A 20,373-nucleotide genomic window follows, 5' to 3' on the forward strand; every position below is an offset into this window, starting at 1 on the left:
TCTACGAGCGTGTGCCTGTGCCGGCGCCGGATGCGCGGGCGTAGGCATCGGCGATGACGGCGAGTACCGCATCGACGTCCGTGGCCGTCGACGTGCGCCCCAGGGAGAACCGCAGCACACTGCGCGCCTCCCGCTCGCTCCGCCCCATCGCCATCACGACGTGTGAGGGCTCGGCCACCCCTGCCTGACACGCGGATCCTGTGGATGCGGCGACCCCGGCCACGTCGAGAAGGAACAGCAGGCTCTCCCCCACGGCACCGGGGAAGAGCACGTGCGCGTTGCCGGGCAGACGCTCTATCGGGTCACCGAGGAGCACGGCGGAGGGCACGGCGGAGCGGATTCCCGTGATGAGGCGTTCGCGGAGACCGGCCAATCGTGCGGCCTCCTGTTCGCGCTCGGTCTCGGCGAGTTCGACCGCGGTGGCGAACGCCGCAGCTCCGGGGACGTCTTGCGTCCCGGCCCGGAGCCCGCGTTGCTGGGCACCACCGCGCAACAGCGCCGTGATCCGTGCGGTGCGGGCAGCGACGAGGACTCCGACTCCCACGGGCGCGCCGATCTTGTGGCCGGCCAGGCTCATCGCCACGAGTCCGACACCGTCGGCGGCATCGCCACGCATCGAGCGGAAAGACACCGGAACATGGCCGAGCGCGGCCACGGCGTCGAGGTGGAGCGGCACGCGGGCGATCGCCGCATAGCGGGCCAGCATCGCGGCCGGGTTGATCGTGCCCGCTTCGTTGTTCGCGACGAGGGCCGTCGCGAGGGCGGCACCGGGAAGGCGTGCGGCGAAGACCTCGGGGTCTATCCGCGCGTGGGCGGTGACCGGCACCCGACGCAACTCGGCGCCGTCGTCGAGGAGAGCGGTGACGGTGTCCATCGTGGCGTGGTGCTCCGCCTCCGGCATCACGACCGCCGCTGTCCCGGTCGCGCGGGATCGCCACATCCCCTGCAGTGCCAGATTGATCGATTCGGTACCGCCCGAAGTGAACACGATCTCGATGGGATCGGCGCCCAACACCGCGGCGACACGCTCGCGCGACTCCTCGAGCAGACGCCGGGCGTCCTGTCCTGCCCCATGTGTCGACGACGCGTTGCCCACGGTCTCGGAGGCATCGAGCCACGCGGCGCGCGCCTCCGGGCGCAGAGGCGTGGTCGCCGCATGATCGAGATAGTGCCGCATCCCTCGATTCTCTCGCGAATCGGCCTCGGTCGGGGCGTGTGGGCGTGGAACCCGGTACGCCCGGAGATGAGACGGCGACACATCGCCTCTAGTGTGTACTCATGCCCGTGTCCCCTGCCCTCGCCGTGCCCGGCGGCTCCACTCTCGACCACCTCGGTGTCCGTCTCCATGACGGCCTCGGCACGCTGCGCGTTTGGTCGCAGAACGCCTCCTCCGTCGAGCTCGTGGTGTTCGACGCCACCGACCTCGACTGGGCGACGGATGAGCTGGAGCTCGAGCGCCGCCCCGGCGGTGTCTGGGAGATCACGACGGAGCTGTTGCAGCCCGGCGTGCGGTACGCCATCCGGGTCGGAGGGCCGCACGGGCCCGGGAACACCTTCAACCCGGAGACCCTCCTCCTCGACCCCTACGCCCGCGGCCTCGCTCAGGGCGACGGCTACGAGGAGTGGCGCTCGGTCGTGATCGTCGACGGCTTCGACTGGGGCGACTCGCAGAAGCCCCGGGTGCCCCTGGATCGCACGGTCATCTACGAGGGCCACCTCAAAGGGCTCACCAAGCGTCACCCCGACGTTCCTCCTGCTCTGCACGGCACCTACGCCGGTCTCGCGCACCCCGCGATGATCGAGTACTTCCACTCGCTCGGGATCACGTCGATCGAGCTGCTCCCCGTGCATGCCTTCGTGCCGGAGCCCCGCCTGCTCGAGCGCGGCCTCACCAATTACTGGGGCTACAACACCCTGAACTTCTTCACCCCGCACACGGCCTACGCCACCGAGGAGGCCCGCAAGGAGGGCCCCGAGGCCGTGCTCGCCGAGTTCAAGGGCATGGTCAGGCTGCTGCATGAAGCCGGTCTCGAGGTGATCCTCGACGTCGTCTACAACCACACGTCGGAAGAAGGCATCGGCGGTCCCCGCTCGAGTCTGCGCGGCATCGACAACGCCTCCTACTACCGACAGGACGAGTCCGGGGTCTACATCGACACCACGGGGTGCGGGAACACTCTGAACACGGCCACCGACGCCGGTGCGAGGCTCGTGCTCGATTCCCTCCGCTACTGGGCGCAGGAGATGCAGATCGACGGCTTCCGCTTCGACCTCGCGACCGCGATCGCGCGGGACGGCACGCACACCTACACACCCGATCATCCGCTCCTCGCAGCCATCGCGAACGACCCGATCCTGGCGGACACCAAGCTCATCGCCGAGCCGTGGGACGTCGGACTCGGCGGCTGGCAGACGGGGCACTTCCCGACCGGCTGGCAGGAATGGAACGACCGCTACCGTGACCGCGTGCGCAACTTCTGGCTGAGCGACATCGACTACGCGCGTCGCGCCTCAGCACCGGTGGGGATCGGCGGGTTCGCGACGCGGCTCGCCGGCTCTTCGAACACGTTCAGCGAGGAGCGCGGTCCCCTCGCCAGCGTGAACTTCATCACCGCGCACGACGGTTTCACCCTGCACGACCTCGTCTCCTATGACGTGAAGCACAACGAGGCCAACGGGGAGCACAACCGCGACGGCGCCGACATGAACCGCGCGTTCAACCACGGGATCGAAGGCCCGACGGACGACCCGACGATCCTGGCCGCGCGGCGCAAGGCCATGCGCAACCTCCTGGGGACGCTCCTGCTGTCCGCGGGCGTGCCGATGCTCACGGCCGGCGACGAGGTCGGACGCACACAGCGCGGCAACAACAACGCCTACGCGCAGGACTCCGCCCTCACGTGGCTCGGGTGGGAGTTCGAACCGTGGCAGGAGGATCTGCGCGCGCATGTCTCCCGCCTGACCCGGCTGCGGCGGGAGAACCCCGCGCTCCGTCCCAGTCGCTATGCCCGACTGGGTGAACACATCCCGAACGCCTCCGTCATGGACTGGTACGACCAGAACGGCGAGACGATGGAGGAGAGCCAATGGGCGGATCCCGGCAACCGCACCCTGCAGTACGTCGCGGCATCCACTCCTGACGCCGAGGCGTACAACCGCATCCTGCTCATCGTGCACGGAACCGAGTCACCGATCGACGTGCGTCTCCCGGAGGAGATCGAGGATGCGACGCGCTTCGTCTCGTTGTGGTCGAGTGCGCAGGAGCGTCCCTCCGACGACGAGGAGGTCTTCGCCCCCGGAGACGTCCTGCCCGTATCGGGCACGTCGATGAGGTTGTTCCGGGTCGAATGACACCCGGCTCCGACGCACCCCACGGCGCGCTACCCGCGATCACGTCCGCGCGGTAGATTCGGGATGTGGCTGCACGTGCTGGTACTCGGTCCTCGGCTCTCCGGAGCCCCGCTCAGATCCCGGCGCGCGCGCCCGGGCACGTAGACCTCCCCGGTGCGTTGCGTACGACCCGGCTCCCGCTGCTCGACCCCTCGCCCGCGGTGCCCGGTGGTTTTCCCGCCAAGGCCTTCGTCGGCGAAGTCGTCCCCTTCCACGTGGTGTCCTTCCGCGAGGGCCACGACATCATCGGTGTGCATCTCCGCCTCACGTCGCCCTCCGGAGAAGAGACGCTCCACAGACTCTCCCCTCGTCACGACGGCACCGACACCTGGTCAGCAGACGTCGCGCTCGACGAGCAGGGCACCTGGCACTACCGCTTCGAGGCGTTCACCGATGACTTCGCGACCTGGGCCCACGCGGCGGCGTTGAAGGTCGCCGCGGGCGTCGACATCCCCGTGATGGCGGCCCTGGGGGCCGAACTGCTCGAGCGCGCCGCCGCGGAGAAGGACCGCCCGGCCGCGCAGCGACGACGGCTGCTCACAGACGCCGAGTCACTGCGGAGCGGCGACGGCGCGGTGACCGCGGCCCTCGCCGCGGACCCCCAGCTGACGGAGATCTTCCGCGCCCGGCCTGTCACGGCGATCCGCTCCGCCACCCCCGAGCAGAGTCTCGTCGTCGATCGGCTGGCCGCAGGAGTCGGTGCCTGGTACGAGTTCTTCCCGCGCTCCGAAGGCGCCAAGCGGTTGAAGGACGGGACGGTGCGGAGCGGGACGTTCCGCACAGCGACGAAGCGCCTCCCGGAAGTCGCGGCGATGGGCTTCGACGTGGTCTACCTCGTACCGATCCACCCGATCGGCATCACGAACCGGAAGGGACGCAACAACACCCTCACGGCGGAGCAGGGCGACCCGGGATCGCCGTATGCCATCGGTGCGGAAGAGGGCGGCCACGACGCGATCCACCCCGACCTCGGCACTCTCGCGGACTTCCGGGCCTTCGTCCGCGCCGCGCGGAAGGAGGGCCTCGAGATCGCGCTCGATCTCGCACTGCAGGCCTCCCCCGATCACCCGTGGGTCAGAGAACACCCGGAGTGGTTCACCACGCTGCCCGACGGCAGCATCGCGTACGCGGAGAACCCGCCGAAGAAGTACCAGGACATCTACCCGCTCAACTTCGACAACGACCCTGCGGGGATCTCGGCGGAGATGCTCCGGGTGGTTCAGCACTGGGTCGCGCAGGGGGTGAAGATCTTCCGGGTCGACAACCCGCACACCAAGCCTCTGCAGTTCTGGGAGTGGCTGATCGCGGAAGTCAACGCGGTCGACCCTGACGTGATCTTCCTCGCGGAGGCGTTCACCCGTCCCGCGGTGATGCGCGCCCTCGCCGCTGTGGGGTTCCAGCAGAGCTACAGCTACTTCACCTGGCGGAACACGAAAGCGGAGCTCGAGGAGTTCCTCACCTCGGTCTCGCACGAGACCGCCGACTACATGCGCCCGAACCTCTTCGTGAACACCCACGACATCCTGACCGAGTATCTGCAGTTCGGCGGTCGGGCGGCCTACCGGGTCCGTGCCTGCATCGCGGCCACGGCAGGACCGATCTACGGCGTGTACGCCGGCTACGAGCTCTTCGAGAACGTCGCCCGTCCGGGTTCCGAGGAGAACATCGACAACGAGAAGTACGAGTACAAGTTCCGCGACTGGAACGGGGCCGAGGCTCGCGGGGAGTCACTCGCGCCGTTGCTGCGCAGGCTCAACGAAATCCGCGCCGCCCACCCGGCACTGCGTCAGCTCCGCAACTTCTCGACCCACTGGAGCGACGACGACGCCGTCCTCGTCTACAGCAAGCACCTCGCGGCGCCGTTCACCGGGAGCGGGCACGCGGACACGATCATCGTGGTCGCCAACGTCGACCCGCATTCGGTGCGGGAGACCACCGTCCACCTCGACACGACCCGGTGGGGCGTTCCCCTCGGCCACCCGTTCGAGGTCGAGGACCTCCTCACCGGCGCGATCTGGACCTGGAGCGACCACAACTACGTACGACTCGACGCCTTCGCCGAGCCGGTCCACATCCTGAAGGTGAGGGAGCGATCATGAGCTACACGGAAGACGTCGCCGCATCCACCGAATGGGAGGCGGTCTCCTCGGCCACCCACCATGATCCGCATTCCGTGCTCGGCGCACATGCCCACCAGGACGCCGCCGACCGGACGGTGACCGTCATCCGCGTCCGACGCCCTCTCGCGTCGGAGGTCGCCGCCGTCTTCGATGATGGAACCAGACTCGAACTCTCCCACGCCGCGCACGGCATCTGGGAGGGGCAGCACGTCGGTCCCCCTCTCCCCTACCGGGTCGCGACGCGCTACGCCGATCACGCGGAAACCGTCGTGGGCGATCCTTATCGGCACCGTCCCACCCTCGGCGACCTCGACCTGCATCTGATCGCCGAGGGGCGTCACGAACGCCTCTGGGACGCGCTGGGTGCGCACCCCCGGACCTCGGAGGGCGAGCCGGGCGTCTCCTTCGCCGTCTGGGCGCCCAACGCCACCGCGGTGCGCGTGGTGGGTGACCACAACGACTGGAACGGCGAAGCCCACGCGATGCGTTCGATGGGGGTGAGTGGAGTCTGGGAGCTCTTCATCCCGGACCTGTCGGTCGGCACCCGGTACAAGTACCAGATCCGTACGCGTGACGGGGCATGGATCCTCAAGGCCGACCCCATGGCGCTCGCCGCCGAGGTTCCTCCGGACACCGCCTCCGTGGTGACCTCCTCGTCCTATGCCTGGTCCGACGGTGCGTGGATGACCCGGCGTGCGGCAACGCATGCCGTCGCGCAGCCGCTCTCGATCTACGAGCTCCACGTCGGGTCCTGGCGTTCCGGGCTCGGGTATCGCGAGCTCGCGGGTCCGCTGATCGAGCATGTCACGGCGGCAGGGTTCACCCATGTCGAATTCATGCCCCTGGCCGAGCATCCGTTCGGCGGCTCCTGGGGCTACCAGGTGAGCGGGTACTACGCGCCGACGAGCCGGTTCGGCAGCCCTGACGATCTGCGCTACCTGATCGATCGTCTGCATCAGGCCGGTATCGGCGTCATCATGGACTGGGTGCCGGGGCACTTCCCGAAGGACGCGTTCGCCCTCGCCCGCTTCGACGGTCAGCCGCTGTACGAGCACCCCGACCCGCGCCGCGGCGAACACCAGGACTGGGGCACGCTCATCTTCGACTACGGACGCCCCGAGGTCCGAGGATTCCTGGTCGCCAACGCGCTCTACTGGCTCAGAGAGTTCCATGTCGACGGGCTGCGGGTCGACGCGGTCGCTTCGATGCTCTATCTCGACTACTCCCGCGAGGCCGGCCAATGGGAGCCCAACATCCACGGCGGACGCGAGAACCTCGAAGCGATCCGGTTCCTGCAGGAGGTCAACGCCACCGCCTACCGCCTGCATCCGGGGATCATGATGATCGCCGAGGAATCCACCAGCTTCCCGGGCGTCACCGCCCCCACCGATCACGCGGGGCTCGGGTTCGGCTTCAAGTGGAACATGGGGTGGATGAACGACTCGCTCCAGTACATCTCACGTGATCCCATGTACCGCTCGCATCATGAGGGCGAGATGACGTTCTCGTTCGTCTATGCCTTCGGCGAGAACTACCTGCTGCCGATCAGCCACGACGAGGTCGTGCACGGCAAGGGGAGCCTGCTCACGAAGATGCCGGGCGATCACTGGCACAAGCTCGCCAACACCCGCGCGTACCTCGCATACATGTGGGGGCACCCGGGCAAGAAGCTCCTGTTCATGGGACAGGAGTTCGGTCAGCTCGCCGAGTGGTCGGAGAGTCGCGAACTCGATTGGTGGCTTCTCGACCAGCCCTCGCATCTGCAGTTGCAGGATTTCGTGGGCGCGATGAACCGGACCTATCGCGCACAGGCACCGCTCTGGGCGCGGGACAACGACGGGTCCTCCTTCCATCGACTCGGTGCGCCGAACTGGGATCCGTCCGTGATCGCGTTCGAGCGGCGCGACGACCACGGAGGACGCTTGGTCGTCGTCAGCAACTTCGCGGGCGTCGAGCACGCCGGCTATCGCCTCGAGCTCCCCCGGGAAGGGGTGTGGCAGGAGGTGCTCAATACAGACGCCGCCGAGTACGGCGGGCGAGGCTCGGGAAACCTCGGCATGGTCTTCGCGAGCGCGGATGAGGGCGCCGCTCCCACCGCGGCGGTGACACTCCCCGCGCTCTCGACGCTCTGGCTGCGCCATCAGCCCGAGCCGCACGTGCCCACCGTGAGTCACGGGTAACAGTGCACCCGCCCGGTTCCCGTCTTCCCTAGAAGAGCAGCGAAGAGAGCCGGTTGCGGGCGGAGACGACGCGCGGGTCGGCTGCGCCGATGAGTCCGAACAGCTCGACCAGGCGCTCCCTGACAGGAGTGCGCTCATCGGAGGGCAGCTGCGCGAAGAGGTCGAGCAGTCGACCGAACGCATCGTCGACGTGGCCTCCCGAAAGGTCGAGATCCGCGACATCGAACTGCGCCTGGACATCGAGCGGACGCTCGGCGGCGGCCGCACGGGCCACCTGCAGATCGAGCCCTTGCACGCGATCGAGAAGGCGCACCTGTCCCAGTCCGGCGAGGGCTTCCTCATCGCGCGGGTTCTCGGCCAGTGCCTTCTCGTACGCGCGGATCGCGGCGGCGTAGTCCCCGACCTCGATCGCGGCGAAGGCCTCGGCGTGCAGCGGCGGAAGCTCCGGCTCCTCCGGTGCGCTCGGTGCGTCAGCCGCCGCCGGCTCCTCGACCGCGAGAGTGCCGGTGACACCGTTCTGTGCGGCGACCTGCAACAGCTGGGCAAAGACCTCTCGCACCTGCTGCTCCGGCACCGCACCGGTGAACATCGGCACGGGCTGGCCGGCGATCAACGCGACCACCATCGGGATCGACTGCGCCCGGAAGCTCTGCGCGAGCTGCGGGTTCGCATCGACATCGACCTTCGCCAACAGGACGCGACCGCCGAGTTCGCGGGTCACCTTCTCGATGATCGGGCTGAGCTGCTTGCACGGACCGCACCACTCCGCCCACAGGTCGACGACGACCGGCACCGTGCGCGAGAGCTCGAGGATCTGGCCGAACGTCTCATCAGTGGCGTCGACGACGACATCGACGACGCCGGACGTTGCTGTGCTCTCGGACGGCGACGCCGGCCGGTTGCGGAGGCTCGAAAGGTCCACCGCGCCACGCAGCGCGGCCGGGGAGATTTCACTCACTTGATCACCTTCACGGAGAGGAGGTCCTGGTGGACTGCCAGGAGTCGGATCTGTTCCGTCGATCCCTGTGCGGGGACCGAGAAGAACAGCTGGAACTCGTACGTCGTCTCGACGCCCTTCGCGGACTCGGTCGCCCCCGTCAGCGCCTTCGCCTCGGCGTTGTCACCGAATCGGATCACCACATCCGACGACGTCGGAGTCACGGTCTCCTTGTCGGTGAGAGACACGGCGACGATCGCACCACTGTCGAGAGTGGTCATCGAGATGGGCTCGGCGGTCGTCGGGGACATGTCGAAGGCTGCCTTCGACGTCTCTGACGCCCCCTTGTCGGCGAGGTTCTTCACGACGGCCTGCCTGCTGTCGGTGATCGAGGTCGCGAGATTCAACGCGAGGTCGTCGAACAGACCGTAGTACTCGCTCTTCTCCCCGGCATCGACGACATCGGCGAAGGCCGCAGCGAGCTCAGCCGGTGGAAGCGTCAGGAAGGCGGAATCGGACGGCACGAGGGACGTGCCGAGCCAGGTGGCTGCGACGTCGGGGAACACAGCGTCCGCCGACATCTCCGCCATGTTGCTGATCCGGTAGTTCGACCACGGGTCCGCCTGCGTCATCATGAGGAGGACCGGGGGCACGGTGTCGTCACCGGTGCTCTTCGACAGCATGAGGACCGTGCGGGGCCAGCGGTCGGTGGCCTCGGGGAGCACCACCTCGAAGTCGTCGGTCGGGATGGCTGCGGGTAGCGCCATATCCGCGATCTTCGACCGCAGTGCATACTCCGTGGTCCGCGCGGCGAGTGCGGGGCCGTCGAGACGAGTGGTCGCGAGGTCGAGGTCGAGCGCGGAGTCCGCTTCGGCGACGGTCTCGGACGCGGACTGCAGGATGCGCTTGGCCTGTGACTCCGTCACAGCGGGCGGCTTCTGGTTCTCGGGGGCGATCACCGTCGGGCTCGGCGACGGAGACGTCGAAGCGCCGTCGAACTGGGGCCAGGAGTCCGCCGAGCATCCGGCAGCGAGGACGGCCGTCAGACCGAGTGCCGGGAGTGCCAGCATCCGACGCCGCCGTACCGGGCGCGCCGCACGCATGGCGTTCTTCGAGTCGGTTCCCTTGTGATCGTCCACGATCTCCGCATCTTCGGTCCCGCCGTCCGATGCTCCGTCGACGGAAGTCTGAGATTCCGATGTATCGTTCCCGGCTTCGAGTGCGGCGCGCTCCGCGGGCGGAAGCGCGGCGACGTCGATCGGCTCGGTCGCCGGAAGCGGGCCGGGACCCTTGCGACGAGGGCCGCGTCCTCGCCGCTGATGGCGGATCCCGAGCACGTACAGGATGAGTCCGATCAGCAGCACGATGCCACCGGCGACCATCAGCGGCCCTGCCAGAGGCGTCTTCGTGTCCAACGGCCAGGAGACCGTGATCTGGTCGGGCGCGTCGAGCGTGCCGTCGTAGGCGATCAACGTGCTCGTTCCCTCGGGCAACTGGATCTTGTCGACGGTGAGGAGGTTCTCATCCTCGAAGGAGTCCAGCCACAGGTCGGACCCTCGCGGGTCGCGGCCTGCGGGTTCCTCGGTCGCCCCGTCGCCCGCGTCCTCACCGGCGTCCGTCGAATCCGGGTCTTCGGGTGCCGTGACGTGCTCGACCGACAACTCGCCGTCGTCGTCCACCGTCACCCGGTTGTAGTCGGAGTCAGCCAGCCAGGCCTCCATGTCGGCGGTCCGGCCGTAGCTGCTGAAGATGTCTCCCTGGCCGCGGACGATCAGCTTCTGCGCACCCGGGTTCGTCCGCAGGACGTCGCCATCCAGCAGCACGAACGGTGCGGGCTCATCGATCTCGACCTGCGTCTGCTGCGAGTCGGGCCCCATGAATATGGTGCGCTGGGCGATCCCCGCCCCGATCAGCACCGCGGCCAGCACGAAGGCCACCACGGCCCATACGAAACGCACGAATAGTCTCCTCACGCATCACCGGCATCTGCCCGCGACGCAACACTCGACATTTCAGACTAGCGAAATCAGCTGTGTGTTGCCCACGAGGAGGTGCAGTGCGGGCAGGAAACGGCACGTCGCCCGCTGCTCGAGGCTCCCGCTCGGTAGCCTTGCTGCAGCCGTTTCGAGGAGTCCACAGATGAAGATCCACAATCCCTTCCGCACCGCGCTGGTGGCGACGCTCGGAGTGGGTTTGGGGATCCTGCTGATCAGCAGCGTGCAGACGCTCTCCACGGTGCTCCTCTACGTCGGCACCGCGCTCTTCCTCAGCCTGGGCCTGGATCCGCTGGTCTCGTTCCTCGAACGCCGCAAACTCCCCCGGTGGCTCGCCGTGCTGGTGACCATCGTCGCTGTCCTCGCCGTGTTCAGTGGGATCGTCCTGATCATCCTCCCGGTGCTGGTGGACCAGATCTCTCAGCTCATCGCACAGATCTCGGCGATCGTCTCACGCGGGAACCTGATCCCCGATCTCAAGGAGTGGATGCAGGCCACGTTCCCCAACCTGCTCGTCGATGACGTCTTCACCTACGTGACGGAATGGCTCACGACGAATCTGGCCGAGATCGGCGGCTCGATCGGTCAAGGGGTCCTCGTCGCGAGCGGTGCCGTCCTCAGTGGACTCTTCGGGGCGTTCATCGTGCTCATCCTGACGATCTACCTGACCGCGTCGACCCCCTCCCTCAAGCGCGCCGTCTACCAGCTCGCCCCGGCCTCGAAGCGCGATCGGTTCATCGATCTCTCCGAGCAGATCACCGACTCGGTCGGCTACTACGTGATGGGCCAGGTCTCCCAGGGTGTGCTCAACGGCGTCCTGAGCGCCATCTTCCTCTCCATCATCAACGCGCCGTTCCCCACGGTCCTCGCGATCATCGCGTTCTTCTTCTCGCTGATCCCGCTCGTCGGCACCCTGACGGGCTCGACGATCATCGTGCTCGTGTGTCTCATCCCCGGACTCGGCTCGCCGGGAATCGCGATCGCCGCTGCCATCTACTACTTGATCTACATGCAGATCGAGGCGTACGTGATCTCCCCGCGCATCATGAGTCGTGCGGTCTCCGTTCCGGGCGCCGTCGTGGTCGTCGCCGCACTCGCCGGAGGAAGCCTGCTCGGGCTGCTGGGGGCGCTCATCGCGATCCCCGTCGCCGCGAGCATCCTGATCATCTACCGTCAGGTGCTCATCCCCCGCATGAACGAGCTCTGAGGCGAGGCGAAGGGCTCAGTCCGCCTCGGGCCAGTGCGTCGCCAGCGGGAGCGCCGACGGGTTCACCGCCGCCACGATCTCGGTGAGCACGCGCCGGGTCTGCGTCTCCCCGACCCACAGATGCTTGCCGCCGTCCACGGCGATCAGATTCGCGTGCGGGATCGACGCGAACCGTTCACGTGCCTCGTCCGGACGCAGGTAGTCGTCGAGTTCCGGCACCAGGATCACCACCGGCACGTCGACCGCACCCCAGGCAGCGACTTCCGCGTCCGTCGCGCGGTGCAAGGGCGGGGAGAGCAGGATGATGCCGGAGATGTCATGGTCGCGACCGTACTTGAGGGCGAGCTCCGTGCCGAACGACCATCCGACGAGCCAGGGGTTCGGCAAGGCGCGGTCACGGACGAAATCCATCGCCGCCGCCACGTCGAACTGCTCGGCGGCACCGCCGTCGAACGCGCCGTCGCTGGTCCCGCGCGGCGATGTCGTTCCGCGGGTGTTGAAGCGCAGGACCGCGAGGTCGGCGAGAGCAGGCAGGCGGGCCGCTGACTTGCGGATGATGTGGGAGTCCATGAAGCCGCCCGCGGTGGGCAACGGGTGCAGCGTCACGAGCGTCGCCACCGGTGCGGTCTCCTGCGGCACGGCGAGCTCGCCGACGAGCGTGAGCCCGTCCGCGGTCGTCAGCTCGATGTCCTCGCGCTGCGCCGGAAGCTCCAACGGTCCTCGGATCTCCATGCTCACGCCATCCTCCAGCAGTGTGTGTGCCAATGTCTGCGCGCGGCGAGGTCCGCCGCGTCGCCCAGCACTCCGTCGGCACGCCAGGTCACGAGGTGCGCCGTGCCGATCACGATCTGTCCGCCACACCCCGGGCACACGTACGCCTTCTGTGCCTGCACGGCAGACACCGGCTGCACGGTCCACTCCGCGCCGCGGCGTGTCTCCGTGCGCTTCCAGCCGGCGAGCAACCTGTCGAACGCGTCCTCGGGTTCCGGGCGCGCCGGAGGGCGTCTGCGTGAGCGTGGCATGGCGCCTGCTCACCACCAGTGGTTGTTGGTCCAGAAGTTGTAGGCGCCGGCCCAGCTGCCGTACCGTCCCGTGGCATACCCCGTCGCCCACCGCAGGTTGTCGACCGGGTTGTAGCCGTTCCCCGGCACCTTGCTGCAGGGCAGTGCCTGAACCAGGCCGCATGCGCCCGACGACTGATTCGTGGCGTTGGGATTCCAACCGCTCTCACGCGAGACGATGTAGTCGACGTACTGCCAGTCGCTCTGGGCGATCCCGGCTGCAGCCATCCACTCGGCGGGTGCTCCGCCTCCCGAGTACGGGGGCAGGGACGATCCGCCGGACGACCCGCCGTTCGAGCTGGACGCGACCGTGGGAGCGGGCTTCGGCTTGGGCTTCGGCTTCACATACACCTCGAAGGTGCCGCGCTCGACCGGCGTGATCGCCGCACCGCTCACGGTGACCGCGAGATTCTGGGTATCGGCGAGAGCCAACGAGTAGGCCGAGTCGGGCGAGTCGGTCGGGGTGGGGTCCGCCAGCGCCACTCCGGTCGGTGCGACGAGTGCTCCGGCGAATCCGACCACGGCGAGGGCGCTGAAGACACTCACCACACCGCGTCGACGCGACCAACGGCGAGCACCCGGGCGCGCGGCTTTCACCCTGGCCGCGGGCACCGGCGAGGAGTCGCTTCGTTCGAGGTTCATGTCGTTTCGGGAGTTCACGATGAAGGACAGTCTACGCAAAGGCGCCTGAATCGACCATCAGGAACCTCAGCGGACGGCGAGAATGACGTCGATCGTCGCGTCGAGGAGAGCATCGACCTGCTCTTCGCGGTAGCCACCGCGCTGCATCCGGAAGGCTGCCGAGCGGAGTTGTTCCGCGGTGAGCGCATCGCCGTCACGCAGATAGCGCACGATCCTCGTCGACACGTGGTCGACCTCGTCGATGCGATACCCGAAGGTCAGCACGCCGGTGCGAGCGAAACGATGACGACGGGGTCGGGCGAGGTGGTCGAGGATCACCTGCGCATCGGCTCTCGCCTGATCGACCCAGGCGCCGGCTCCCTCCGTGCGCACGACGCGCTCGCGCTCCCGAGCGGCGAACGCGTCTTCCACGCGACCGAGAGCTGCATCGACGTCAGCGACCACGTAGCCGCCCTTCACGAGCGGGAACGAGGCGATGCGGACGTCTTCCGCACTCAGCTCGTCACCCCCGGACTCGAAGGCACGACGAGCAGAGGCGAGGAAGGTGTCGACCGCCGCGCGATGGTAGCCGCGCTCACGCCCGGTCGTCAGCGCGAACGCCGGCGGTGTCGTCGTCGTCTGTTCTTCGAGCTGTCCGTCACTCATCACATGACCACCCAGGGAGAAAGGAGGAAATACAGGCAGAGCGCGGGAATGGTCGACGGCAGGATGCTGTCCAGCCGATCGAGCAGTCCGCCGTGACCGGGCAGCCAGGAGCTCATGTCCTTGATACCGAGGTCACGCTTGAGCATGGACTCGCCGAGATCACCGAGCGTCGCGGAGAGGAGGATGGATGCGCCGAAGATCAGGCCCGCCCACCAGGGCAGCTCCAGCAGGAAGATCGCGAGCAGCACCCCTGCGATCAGGGACGCGGCGACGGCGCCACCGAACCCTTCCCACGTCTTCTTCGGACTGATCTTCGGGGCCATCGGATGACGCCCGAACGCCAGCCCCGCGGCATACGCCCCCGTGTCGGCGGCCACGGCGATGGCGATGAAGCTGAGCACCCACCACTGACCGCCCTCCTGCTCCAGCAGGATGAGGGCGACGCCGGCGAGGAACGGCACGTAGATCTGCACGAATCCGCTGATCACGGCATCGGTCAGCACGTCGCCGTAGGTACGACCGTCTTTCACCACCATCTGCGCGATCAGGCGCCAGACGACCACGAAGGCGACCGCGACGAACAGCATCACCCAGCACAGCCAGGGTTCGGCGAAGTACGCGGAGAGAACCAGGAACGCCGCGGCGATCAGCTGGGGCACGACGTCGATCCGTCTTCCGGACGCCCGCAGCGCGCGGGAGAGCTCGTACACGCCCAACAGCGCGGCGGCGAGAGCGAACGGCACGAAGAGCGCCTTGATGAACAGCAAGGATGCCAGCAGAGCAGCGCCGAACGCAAGGCCGATCAGGATCGCGAGGATGAGGTCGCGGCCCGTGCGCTGCTTGATCCGCTCGTTGGCCTGATCGAGCTGATCCCGTGCGTGTGAGACGTGGCTGCCGAGCTCATCCCGTGCGGCTCGCCACTGTTCACGGATCGCGTTGTGGTCAGCTGTGTCCAGCGGCCCGAGGGGGACCTGCGACGTGTTCTCCGGGGTCACCGGGAGCGGCGGACGCGGCGGAATCGCGTCCGCGTCGAAGGACGGAAACGCCGCGTCCACGAGCGGGATGCCGTCGGCCGGCGCACCACCACGCGCATCCCGGCGCGTCGATGGCGTGCTGTCATCGGCATCTCGCGTTTCGTCAGACATCCCGACTACACCTCGAGGAGTTCGGCCTCTTTGCGCTTCAGCGCGTCGTCGATGAGTTCGACGTGCTGACGCGTCAGACCGTCGAGCTCCTTCTCACCGCGGGCGATCTCGTCCTCTCCGAGTTCGCTCTTGAGCGCGTCCAGCTCGTCCTTCGCCTTACGACGGATACCGCGGACATGCACCTTTGCGTCTTCAGCCTTGGTCTTGACCAGCTTGACGTACTCCTTGCGGCGCTCAGCCGTGAGCTCGGGCATCGTGACGCGGACGAGGTTGCCGTCGTTGGTGGGATTGACGCCGAGGTTGGGCATGTCCCGGATGGCCTGCTCGATGGCCTTGAGCGCCGACTTGTCGTACGGCGTGATGATGAGGGTGCGCGCCTCCTGGTTCGCCAGCGATGCGAGCTGCGCGATGGGGGTCGGCGTGCCGTAGTAGTCCACGAGGACCTTCTGGAACATCTGCGGGTTCGCACGACCGGTGCGCACCGTGGAGAAGTCCTCCTTGGCAGCTTCGACCGCCCGGTTCATACGAGTGGTGGTTTCAGCGAGGACGTCCGCGATCACGGTGACTCCTATCGTCGGGGTGTTCTGGAAATTCTATCGGGCGGAGGCGGCTCCGCCGTGTCACACGCTCACGCGGTGACGAGGGTGCCGATGGCCTCTCCCAGCAGGGCGCGCGTCACGTTGCCCGCCGGCTCCATCCCGAACACACGCATGTCCATGCTGTTGTCCATGCACAGGCTGAATGCGGTCGAGTCGACGACCTTGAGCCCGCGCTGGAGTGCGTCACGGTAGGTGACCTGTTCGATGCGCTCGGCGTCGGCGTGCTTGTGGGGATCGGCGGTGTAGATCGCGTCCACCCCGTTCTTGGCGACGAGCACCTCATCGGCTCCGATCTCGAGCGCGCGCTGGGCCGCCACGGTATCGGTGGAGAAGTACGGGAGACCAGCGCCAGCACCGAAGATGACGACCCGCCCCTTCTCGAGGTGGCGCTCCGCGCGACGAGGGATGTAGGGCTCGGCGACCTGGGTCATCGAGATCGCCGACTGCACGCGGGTCGCGGCTCCGGCCTGCTCGAGGAAGTCCTGCAGGGCGAGGGCGTTCATCACGGTGCCCAGCATTCCCATGTAGTCGGCACGTCCGCGGTCCATGCCGCGCTGGCTGAGCTCGGCGCCGCGGAAGAAGTTGCCGCCGCCGACGACGATCGCGACCTCCACCCGGTCGACGGCCGCGGCGATGTCCCGGGCGATCTGGGACACCACGTCGGGGCTGACACCCAGCTGTCCCGCTCCGAAGGCCTCGCCGGAGAGTTTGAGAAGGACGCGACGGCGTCCGGTGCGTTCAGTCATGGGTGGGTGTCCTCTCGTCCCGATTCAAGATAGTGCCTCGTGGGCATGAAGAAGGGGTTCGGATCATGATGATCCGAACCCCTTCGACGTCGCTACGCGCCGACCTTGAAGCGCGCGAAGTCCGTCACGGTGATACCGGCGTCCTTCGCCACCTGGGCGACAGAGAGCTTGTTGTCCTTCGCGTAGTCCTGCTCGAGCAGGGCGACCTGCTTGATGAAGGCGGACACGCGACCCTCGACGATCTTCGGCAGAGCCGCTTCCGGCTTGCCCTCGTTGCGGGAGATCTCGGTGACGATCTCACGCTCCTTGTCGACGGCGTCCGCCGGCACGTCCTCGCGGGACAGGTACGACGGGTTGGCGAACGAGATGTGCTGCGCGATGCTGCGCGCGGTCTCGGCGTTGTCGCCCGAGTACGCGACGACGACACCGATCTGCGGCGGCAGGTCCTTGCTGGTGCGGTGCAGGTAGACCTCGACCTTGTCGCCCGAGATCGTGCGCACGCGACGCAGTTCGACCTTCTCGCCGATGATCGCGGCTTCCTCGGAGATCAGCTGCTCGACGCTCTTGTCGCCCGCGGGGGCGGCGAGAGCTGCCTCGATCGAGTCCGCCTTGACCGCAGCGGCCGCATCGGCGACCTTGTCGGCCAGCGTGATGAAACGCTCGTTCTTGGCGACGAAGTCGGTCTCGCAGGCGAGCTCGAGCAGGGTGACGGCGCCGTCCTGCTCACGAGCGACGATCAGTCCCTCGCTGGTGGAACGGTCAGCACGCTTCGCGTTGCCCTTCGCACCCTTGAGGCGCAGGATCTCGGTGGCCTTCGCGACGTCTCCGTCGGCCTCCTCGAGCGCCTTCTTGGTGTCGACCATGCCCGTGCCGAGCTGCTCGCGCAGAGCCTTGAGGTCAGCGATGGTGAAGTTGGCCATGTGTGGTGGCTCCTTGCTTCGTTAGGTAGGTGTGTACGAGGGATTACTTGGCGTCTGCGGCCTCGGCGGCGACCTCAGCGGTCTCCTCACCGGAAGCAGCGGCGATCGCCTCGTCGTGAGCCTCGGCACCGGCCTCGTCGGCTGCGGTCTCGTCGGCAGCGGGGGTCTCGACGACAGCGGCCTCGTCGGCAGCGGTCACGACCTCAGCGGCGTCAGCGGACTCCTGAACCTCCTGGGCCGGAGCTTCGAGGAGCTCCTTCTCCCAGTCGGCGAGCGGCTCAGCGTCACCCGTCTCCGGGTTGTGCTTCTGCTGCAGGCCCTCGGCCGCGGCGTCGGCGATGATGCGGGTCAGCAGCGAGACGGAACGGATCGCGTCGTCGTTGCCGGGGATCGGGTACTGGAAGTCGTCCGGGTCCGCGTTGGTGTCGAGGATGCCGATCACCGGGATGCCGAGCTTCTTGGCCTCGTCGATCGCGAGGTGCTCGCGCTTGGCGTCGATGACCCACAGAGCCGAAGGCGTCTTGGTGAGGTTGCGGATACCACCGAGCGACTTGTGCAACTTGTCGAGCTCGCGCTTCTTGAGCAGGAGCTCCTTCTTGGTGAAGCCGCTGTTCGCCGGCGTCTCGTAGTCGAGCTCCTCGAGCTCCTTCATGCGTGCGAGACGCTTCGAGATCGTGGAGAAGTTCGTGAGGAGTCCACCGAGCCAGCGCTGGTTGACGAAGGGCTGGCCCACGCGGGTCGCCTGCTCGGCGAGGATCTCCTGCGCCTGCTTCTTCGTGCCGACGAAGAGGATGGTGCCACCGTGGGCGACCGTCTCCTTGACGAAGTCGTAGGCCTTGTCGATGTAGCCGAGCGACTGCTGAAGATCGATGATGTGGATGCCGCTGCGCTCCGTGAGGATGAAGCGCTTGACCTTCGGGTTCCACCGACGGGTCTGGTGTCCGAAGTGCACGCCGCTGTCGAGCAGCTGGCGGATGGTGACCACAGCCATGGTCGTCTCCTGGTTCTGGCACATTTCTGTACCGTTGAGGTTGTCAAGCCGATCGGATGACCGGACTTCCTGGTGCCCGGCACGCACCCTCCCCCTCGGAAGAAGGACCTGTGGGTGTCGATGCCGCGATGAGATCGCTCTGGGCACGCGTAGTCACCCCGATATCGAGGTGCCCCTCCAGCATACAGGATGCCGCGGCCTCACTGCCTCTGCACCGAGGCGGTCCCCGCTGAGTTGATCACCGTCGCCATCCACACCGCAGGAACGCCGATCACGGACCGGAATCACGCGACAGGATCCCCGCATGAGCCTTCACTCTCGCACCAGGTCCGGCTCCGTGATCGGACTCCTCCTTCTCGTCCTGCTCGCAACGCTGGGCTCGTTCGGCACTGCGGAAGCCGCGGACCTCCCTCGATGGCGATGGCCCCTCCTGGGCACGCGGGCCGTGGTCGAGCCCTTTCGCGCTCCTGCGCACGAATACGGCGCAGGGCATCGAGGCGTCGACCTGGTCTCGTCCGTCGGGGCGATCGCGGTCGCTCCGGCAGACGGGGTCATCGCGTTCCGCGGAACCGTCGTCGATCGCCCGCTGTTGACGATCACGCATGCCGACGGTCTCGTGACGACGTTCGAACCCCTACGCTCGACGCTCGATCCCGGTGATGCGGTGTCGGCCGGCCAGGAGATCGGCGCGGTCGATGTCGGCGGGCACACGCCGTCGGGGGCCCTCCACATCGGTGTGAGACGGGATGGCGCCTACATCAACCCGCTCCTGCTCTTCGGTGATATCCCGCGGTCGATCCTGCTCCCCTGCTGTGCGCCGCTCTGACGCGCGGAGACGATCACCTCCGTGAGCGACGATCACGCACGCGGGTGGGCGAGCCGATAGGTGGCCGTCAGACGCTCCGCAGAGACGTGCGTGTAGATCTGCGTGGTGCCGAGGCTCGCGTGACCGAGGATCTCTTGCACGGCGCGCAGATCCGCACCGCCATCGAGGAGGTGCGTCGCGGCCGTGTGACGGAGCGCGTGGGGTCCTATGGTCTCGGCACCGACGATCGGCGCCAGCACGCGTGCGACGAGCTCGTACACCGTCCGCGGTCCGACCCGAGCGCCCCGACTCCCCAGCATCACCGCGGGACTGAAGGTGCGTGCTCTGGCGACCAGGACGGGTCGCCCGCGTCGGAGGTAGGCGTCCAACGCGTCCCGCGCGGGAGCGCCGAAGGGGACGACTCGTTCCTTCGCCCCTTTGCCGAGCACCCGCGCCGTCGCTCGGTCGAGATCGAGGTCGTCGATGTCGAGCCCGCACAGCTCGGAGACCCGCATACCCGACCCGTACAGGAGCTCGAGGATCGCGTGATCTCGCAAGTCGACCGGGTCCCCTGCGGCGGCATCGTCACGGTACTCATCGAGCAACGCGGTCATCGCCTCCCGCGACGCGACGGTCGGGAGAGTGCGCCCCCTCTTCGGAGTGACCAGACGAAGGCTCGGATCCTGAGAGACGAGCTCCTGTTCGTGCGCCCACCGGAAGAACGACCGGGCCGCCGCAGAACGCCGCGCGAGGGTCGAGCGTGCATCGCCGCGTTGCGTCGCGTGCCAGAGCCAGTCCCGGAGCGCGTCGAGGTCGACGTCTTCGAGCTGGACACTGCCCGTGGACGCGGCGAGGTCCCGAAGGTCGGAACGGTAGGCCTTCACGGTCGCCGGCGACAGCCGACGCACCCGTTCCAGGTGATCGACGAACGCTTCGGCGGCCGCCGTGAGTTCCATACCTTCCACTCTGCCCCGGTCGGGGGACCGTGATC

The 20,373-nt window shown here is 67.6% G+C and carries 18 protein-coding genes; 5 read left to right on the plus strand and 13 right to left on the minus strand.

Features of this window, described 5'->3' with window-relative positions:
* Window position 1: 1 nt before the first annotated feature.
* On the minus strand, window positions 2-1,177 hold the full coding sequence (locus ACLF6J_RS02810) for a cysteine desulfurase family protein (protein WP_134353668.1): 1,176 nt from the start codon (window positions 1,175-1,177) through the stop codon (window positions 2-4).
* 101 nt (window positions 1,178-1,278) lie between these two features.
* Between ACLF6J_RS02810 and glgX the strand changes: the two genes are divergently transcribed.
* The 3 genes from glgX (at window position 1,279) to glgB (ending at window position 7,690) form a co-directional block, all read left to right on the plus strand.
* A complete protein-coding gene (glgX, locus tag ACLF6J_RS02815; protein ID WP_134353667.1) occupies window positions 1,279-3,351 on the plus strand; it encodes a glycogen debranching protein GlgX in 2,073 nt (690 codons plus the stop codon).
* A gap of 65 nt (window positions 3,352-3,416) precedes the next feature.
* A complete protein-coding gene (locus ACLF6J_RS02820; RefSeq protein WP_208526544.1) occupies window positions 3,417-5,489 on the plus strand; it encodes an alpha-1,4-glucan--maltose-1-phosphate maltosyltransferase in 2,073 nt (690 codons plus the stop codon).
* On the plus strand, window positions 5,486-7,690 hold the full coding sequence (gene glgB, locus ACLF6J_RS02825; RefSeq protein WP_134353666.1) for a 1,4-alpha-glucan branching protein GlgB: 2,205 nt from the start codon (window positions 5,486-5,488) through the stop codon (window positions 7,688-7,690). Before ACLF6J_RS02820 ends, glgB begins: the two co-directional genes overlap by 4 nt.
* Before the next feature lie 28 nt (window positions 7,691-7,718).
* On the opposite strand, the gene ACLF6J_RS02830 is transcribed toward glgB, so the two are convergent.
* Complete coding sequence (locus ACLF6J_RS02830) at window positions 7,719-8,648, minus strand: tetratricopeptide repeat protein (protein ID WP_421076820.1); 930 nt, start codon at window positions 8,646-8,648, stop codon at window positions 7,719-7,721.
* On the minus strand, window positions 8,645-10,585 hold the full coding sequence (locus ACLF6J_RS02835) for a glycosyl transferase (protein ID WP_134353664.1): 1,941 nt from the start codon (window positions 10,583-10,585) through the stop codon (window positions 8,645-8,647). The genes ACLF6J_RS02830 and ACLF6J_RS02835 overlap by 4 nt, the downstream gene beginning before the upstream one ends.
* A 181-nt stretch (window positions 10,586-10,766) precedes the next feature.
* On the opposite strand from ACLF6J_RS02835, the gene ACLF6J_RS02840 reads away from it, so the two are divergent.
* Entirely contained in the window at window positions 10,767-11,828 is a 1,062-nt protein-coding gene (locus ACLF6J_RS02840) for an AI-2E family transporter (RefSeq protein WP_047523349.1), read from the plus strand.
* 15 nt (window positions 11,829-11,843) lie between these two features.
* On the opposite strand, the gene ACLF6J_RS02845 is transcribed toward ACLF6J_RS02840, so the two are convergent.
* The 9 genes from ACLF6J_RS02845 to rpsB form a co-directional block, all read right to left on the minus strand.
* On the minus strand, window positions 11,844-12,560 hold the full coding sequence (locus ACLF6J_RS02845) for an alpha/beta hydrolase (RefSeq protein WP_134353663.1): 717 nt from the start codon (window positions 12,558-12,560) through the stop codon (window positions 11,844-11,846).
* Window positions 12,561-12,562: 2 nt separating this feature from the next.
* The gene (locus tag ACLF6J_RS02850; protein WP_047523352.1) at window positions 12,563-12,850 is read right to left on the minus strand and encodes a hypothetical protein; all 288 of its coding nucleotides are present in this window, start codon (window positions 12,848-12,850) and stop codon (window positions 12,563-12,565) included.
* A 9-nt stretch (window positions 12,851-12,859) separates the two neighbouring features.
* Window positions 12,860-13,549 carry a transglycosylase SLT domain-containing protein gene (locus tag ACLF6J_RS02855; RefSeq protein ID WP_244093653.1) on the minus strand — a complete coding sequence of 230 codons (690 nt, stop codon included), beginning with the start codon at window positions 13,547-13,549 and terminating at the stop codon, window positions 12,860-12,862.
* 48 nt (window positions 13,550-13,597) lie between these two features.
* Complete coding sequence (locus ACLF6J_RS02860) at window positions 13,598-14,176, minus strand: DivIVA domain-containing protein (protein WP_134353662.1); 579 nt, start codon at window positions 14,174-14,176, stop codon at window positions 13,598-13,600.
* Entirely contained in the window at window positions 14,176-15,321 is a 1,146-nt protein-coding gene (locus tag ACLF6J_RS02865) for a phosphatidate cytidylyltransferase (protein WP_134353661.1), read from the minus strand. Before ACLF6J_RS02865 ends, ACLF6J_RS02860 begins: the two co-directional genes overlap by 1 nt.
* A gap of 5 nt (window positions 15,322-15,326) precedes the next feature.
* Entirely contained in the window at window positions 15,327-15,881 is a 555-nt protein-coding gene (frr, locus tag ACLF6J_RS02870) for a ribosome recycling factor (protein ID WP_047523362.1), read from the minus strand.
* Between the two features lie 68 nt (window positions 15,882-15,949).
* On the minus strand, window positions 15,950-16,666 hold the full coding sequence (gene pyrH / locus ACLF6J_RS02875; RefSeq protein ID WP_047523364.1) for a UMP kinase: 717 nt from the start codon (window positions 16,664-16,666) through the stop codon (window positions 15,950-15,952).
* A 92-nt stretch (window positions 16,667-16,758) separates the two neighbouring features.
* The gene (tsf, locus tag ACLF6J_RS02880; RefSeq protein WP_047523367.1) at window positions 16,759-17,586 is read right to left on the minus strand and encodes a translation elongation factor Ts; all 828 of its coding nucleotides are present in this window, start codon (window positions 17,584-17,586) and stop codon (window positions 16,759-16,761) included.
* A 43-nt stretch (window positions 17,587-17,629) separates the two neighbouring features.
* Window positions 17,630-18,577, minus strand: coding sequence for a 30S ribosomal protein S2 (gene rpsB, locus ACLF6J_RS02885; RefSeq protein ID WP_134353660.1), 948 nt, complete (start codon window positions 18,575-18,577; stop codon window positions 17,630-17,632).
* 304 nt (window positions 18,578-18,881) lie between these two features.
* Here rpsB and ACLF6J_RS02890 point away from each other — a divergent pair, with 304 nt between their 5' ends.
* Entirely contained in the window at window positions 18,882-19,403 is a 522-nt protein-coding gene (locus ACLF6J_RS02890) for a murein hydrolase activator EnvC family protein (RefSeq protein ID WP_134353659.1), read from the plus strand.
* Window positions 19,404-19,435: 32 nt separating this feature from the next.
* On the opposite strand, the gene ACLF6J_RS02895 is transcribed toward ACLF6J_RS02890, so the two are convergent.
* Window positions 19,436-20,338: a tyrosine recombinase XerC gene (locus ACLF6J_RS02895; RefSeq protein WP_047523369.1), complete on the minus strand. Its 903-nt coding sequence runs from the start codon at window positions 20,336-20,338 to the stop codon at window positions 19,436-19,438.
* Between the last annotated feature and the right edge of the window lie 35 nt (window positions 20,339-20,373).

Source organism: Microbacterium sp. IO18 (assembly GCF_049099505.1).
Lineage (GTDB): Bacteria > Actinomycetota > Actinomycetes > Actinomycetales > Microbacteriaceae > Microbacterium > Microbacterium aurugineum.

Coding starts and splice junctions, on each gene's coding strand:
- tsf (WP_047523367.1), bottom strand. CDS start 17,586: ATGGCCAACTTCACCATCGCTGACCTCAAGGCTCTGCGCGAGCAGCTC.
- ACLF6J_RS02810 (WP_134353668.1), bottom strand. CDS start 1,177: ATGCGGCACTATCTCGATCATGCGGCGACCACGCCTCTGCGCCCGGAG.
- glgB (WP_134353666.1), top strand. CDS start 5,486: ATGAGCTACACGGAAGACGTCGCCGCATCCACCGAATGGGAGGCGGTC.
- rpsB (WP_134353660.1), bottom strand. CDS start 18,577: ATGGCTGTGGTCACCATCCGCCAGCTGCTCGACAGCGGCGTGCACTTC.
- ACLF6J_RS02860 (WP_134353662.1), bottom strand. CDS start 14,176: ATGAGTGACGGACAGCTCGAAGAACAGACGACGACGACACCGCCGGCG.
- ACLF6J_RS02890 (WP_134353659.1), top strand. CDS start 18,882: ATGAGCCTTCACTCTCGCACCAGGTCCGGCTCCGTGATCGGACTCCTC.
- ACLF6J_RS02840 (WP_047523349.1), top strand. CDS start 10,767: ATGAAGATCCACAATCCCTTCCGCACCGCGCTGGTGGCGACGCTCGGA.
- ACLF6J_RS02845 (WP_134353663.1), bottom strand. CDS start 12,560: ATGGAGATCCGAGGACCGTTGGAGCTTCCGGCGCAGCGCGAGGACATC.
- ACLF6J_RS02895 (WP_047523369.1), bottom strand. CDS start 20,338: ATGGAACTCACGGCGGCCGCCGAAGCGTTCGTCGATCACCTGGAACGG.
- ACLF6J_RS02850 (WP_047523352.1), bottom strand. CDS start 12,850: ATGCCACGCTCACGCAGACGCCCTCCGGCGCGCCCGGAACCCGAGGAC.
- glgX (WP_134353667.1), top strand. CDS start 1,279: ATGCCCGTGTCCCCTGCCCTCGCCGTGCCCGGCGGCTCCACTCTCGAC.
- ACLF6J_RS02865 (WP_134353661.1), bottom strand. CDS start 15,321: ATGTCTGACGAAACGCGAGATGCCGATGACAGCACGCCATCGACGCGC.
- pyrH (WP_047523364.1), bottom strand. CDS start 16,666: ATGACTGAACGCACCGGACGCCGTCGCGTCCTTCTCAAACTCTCCGGC.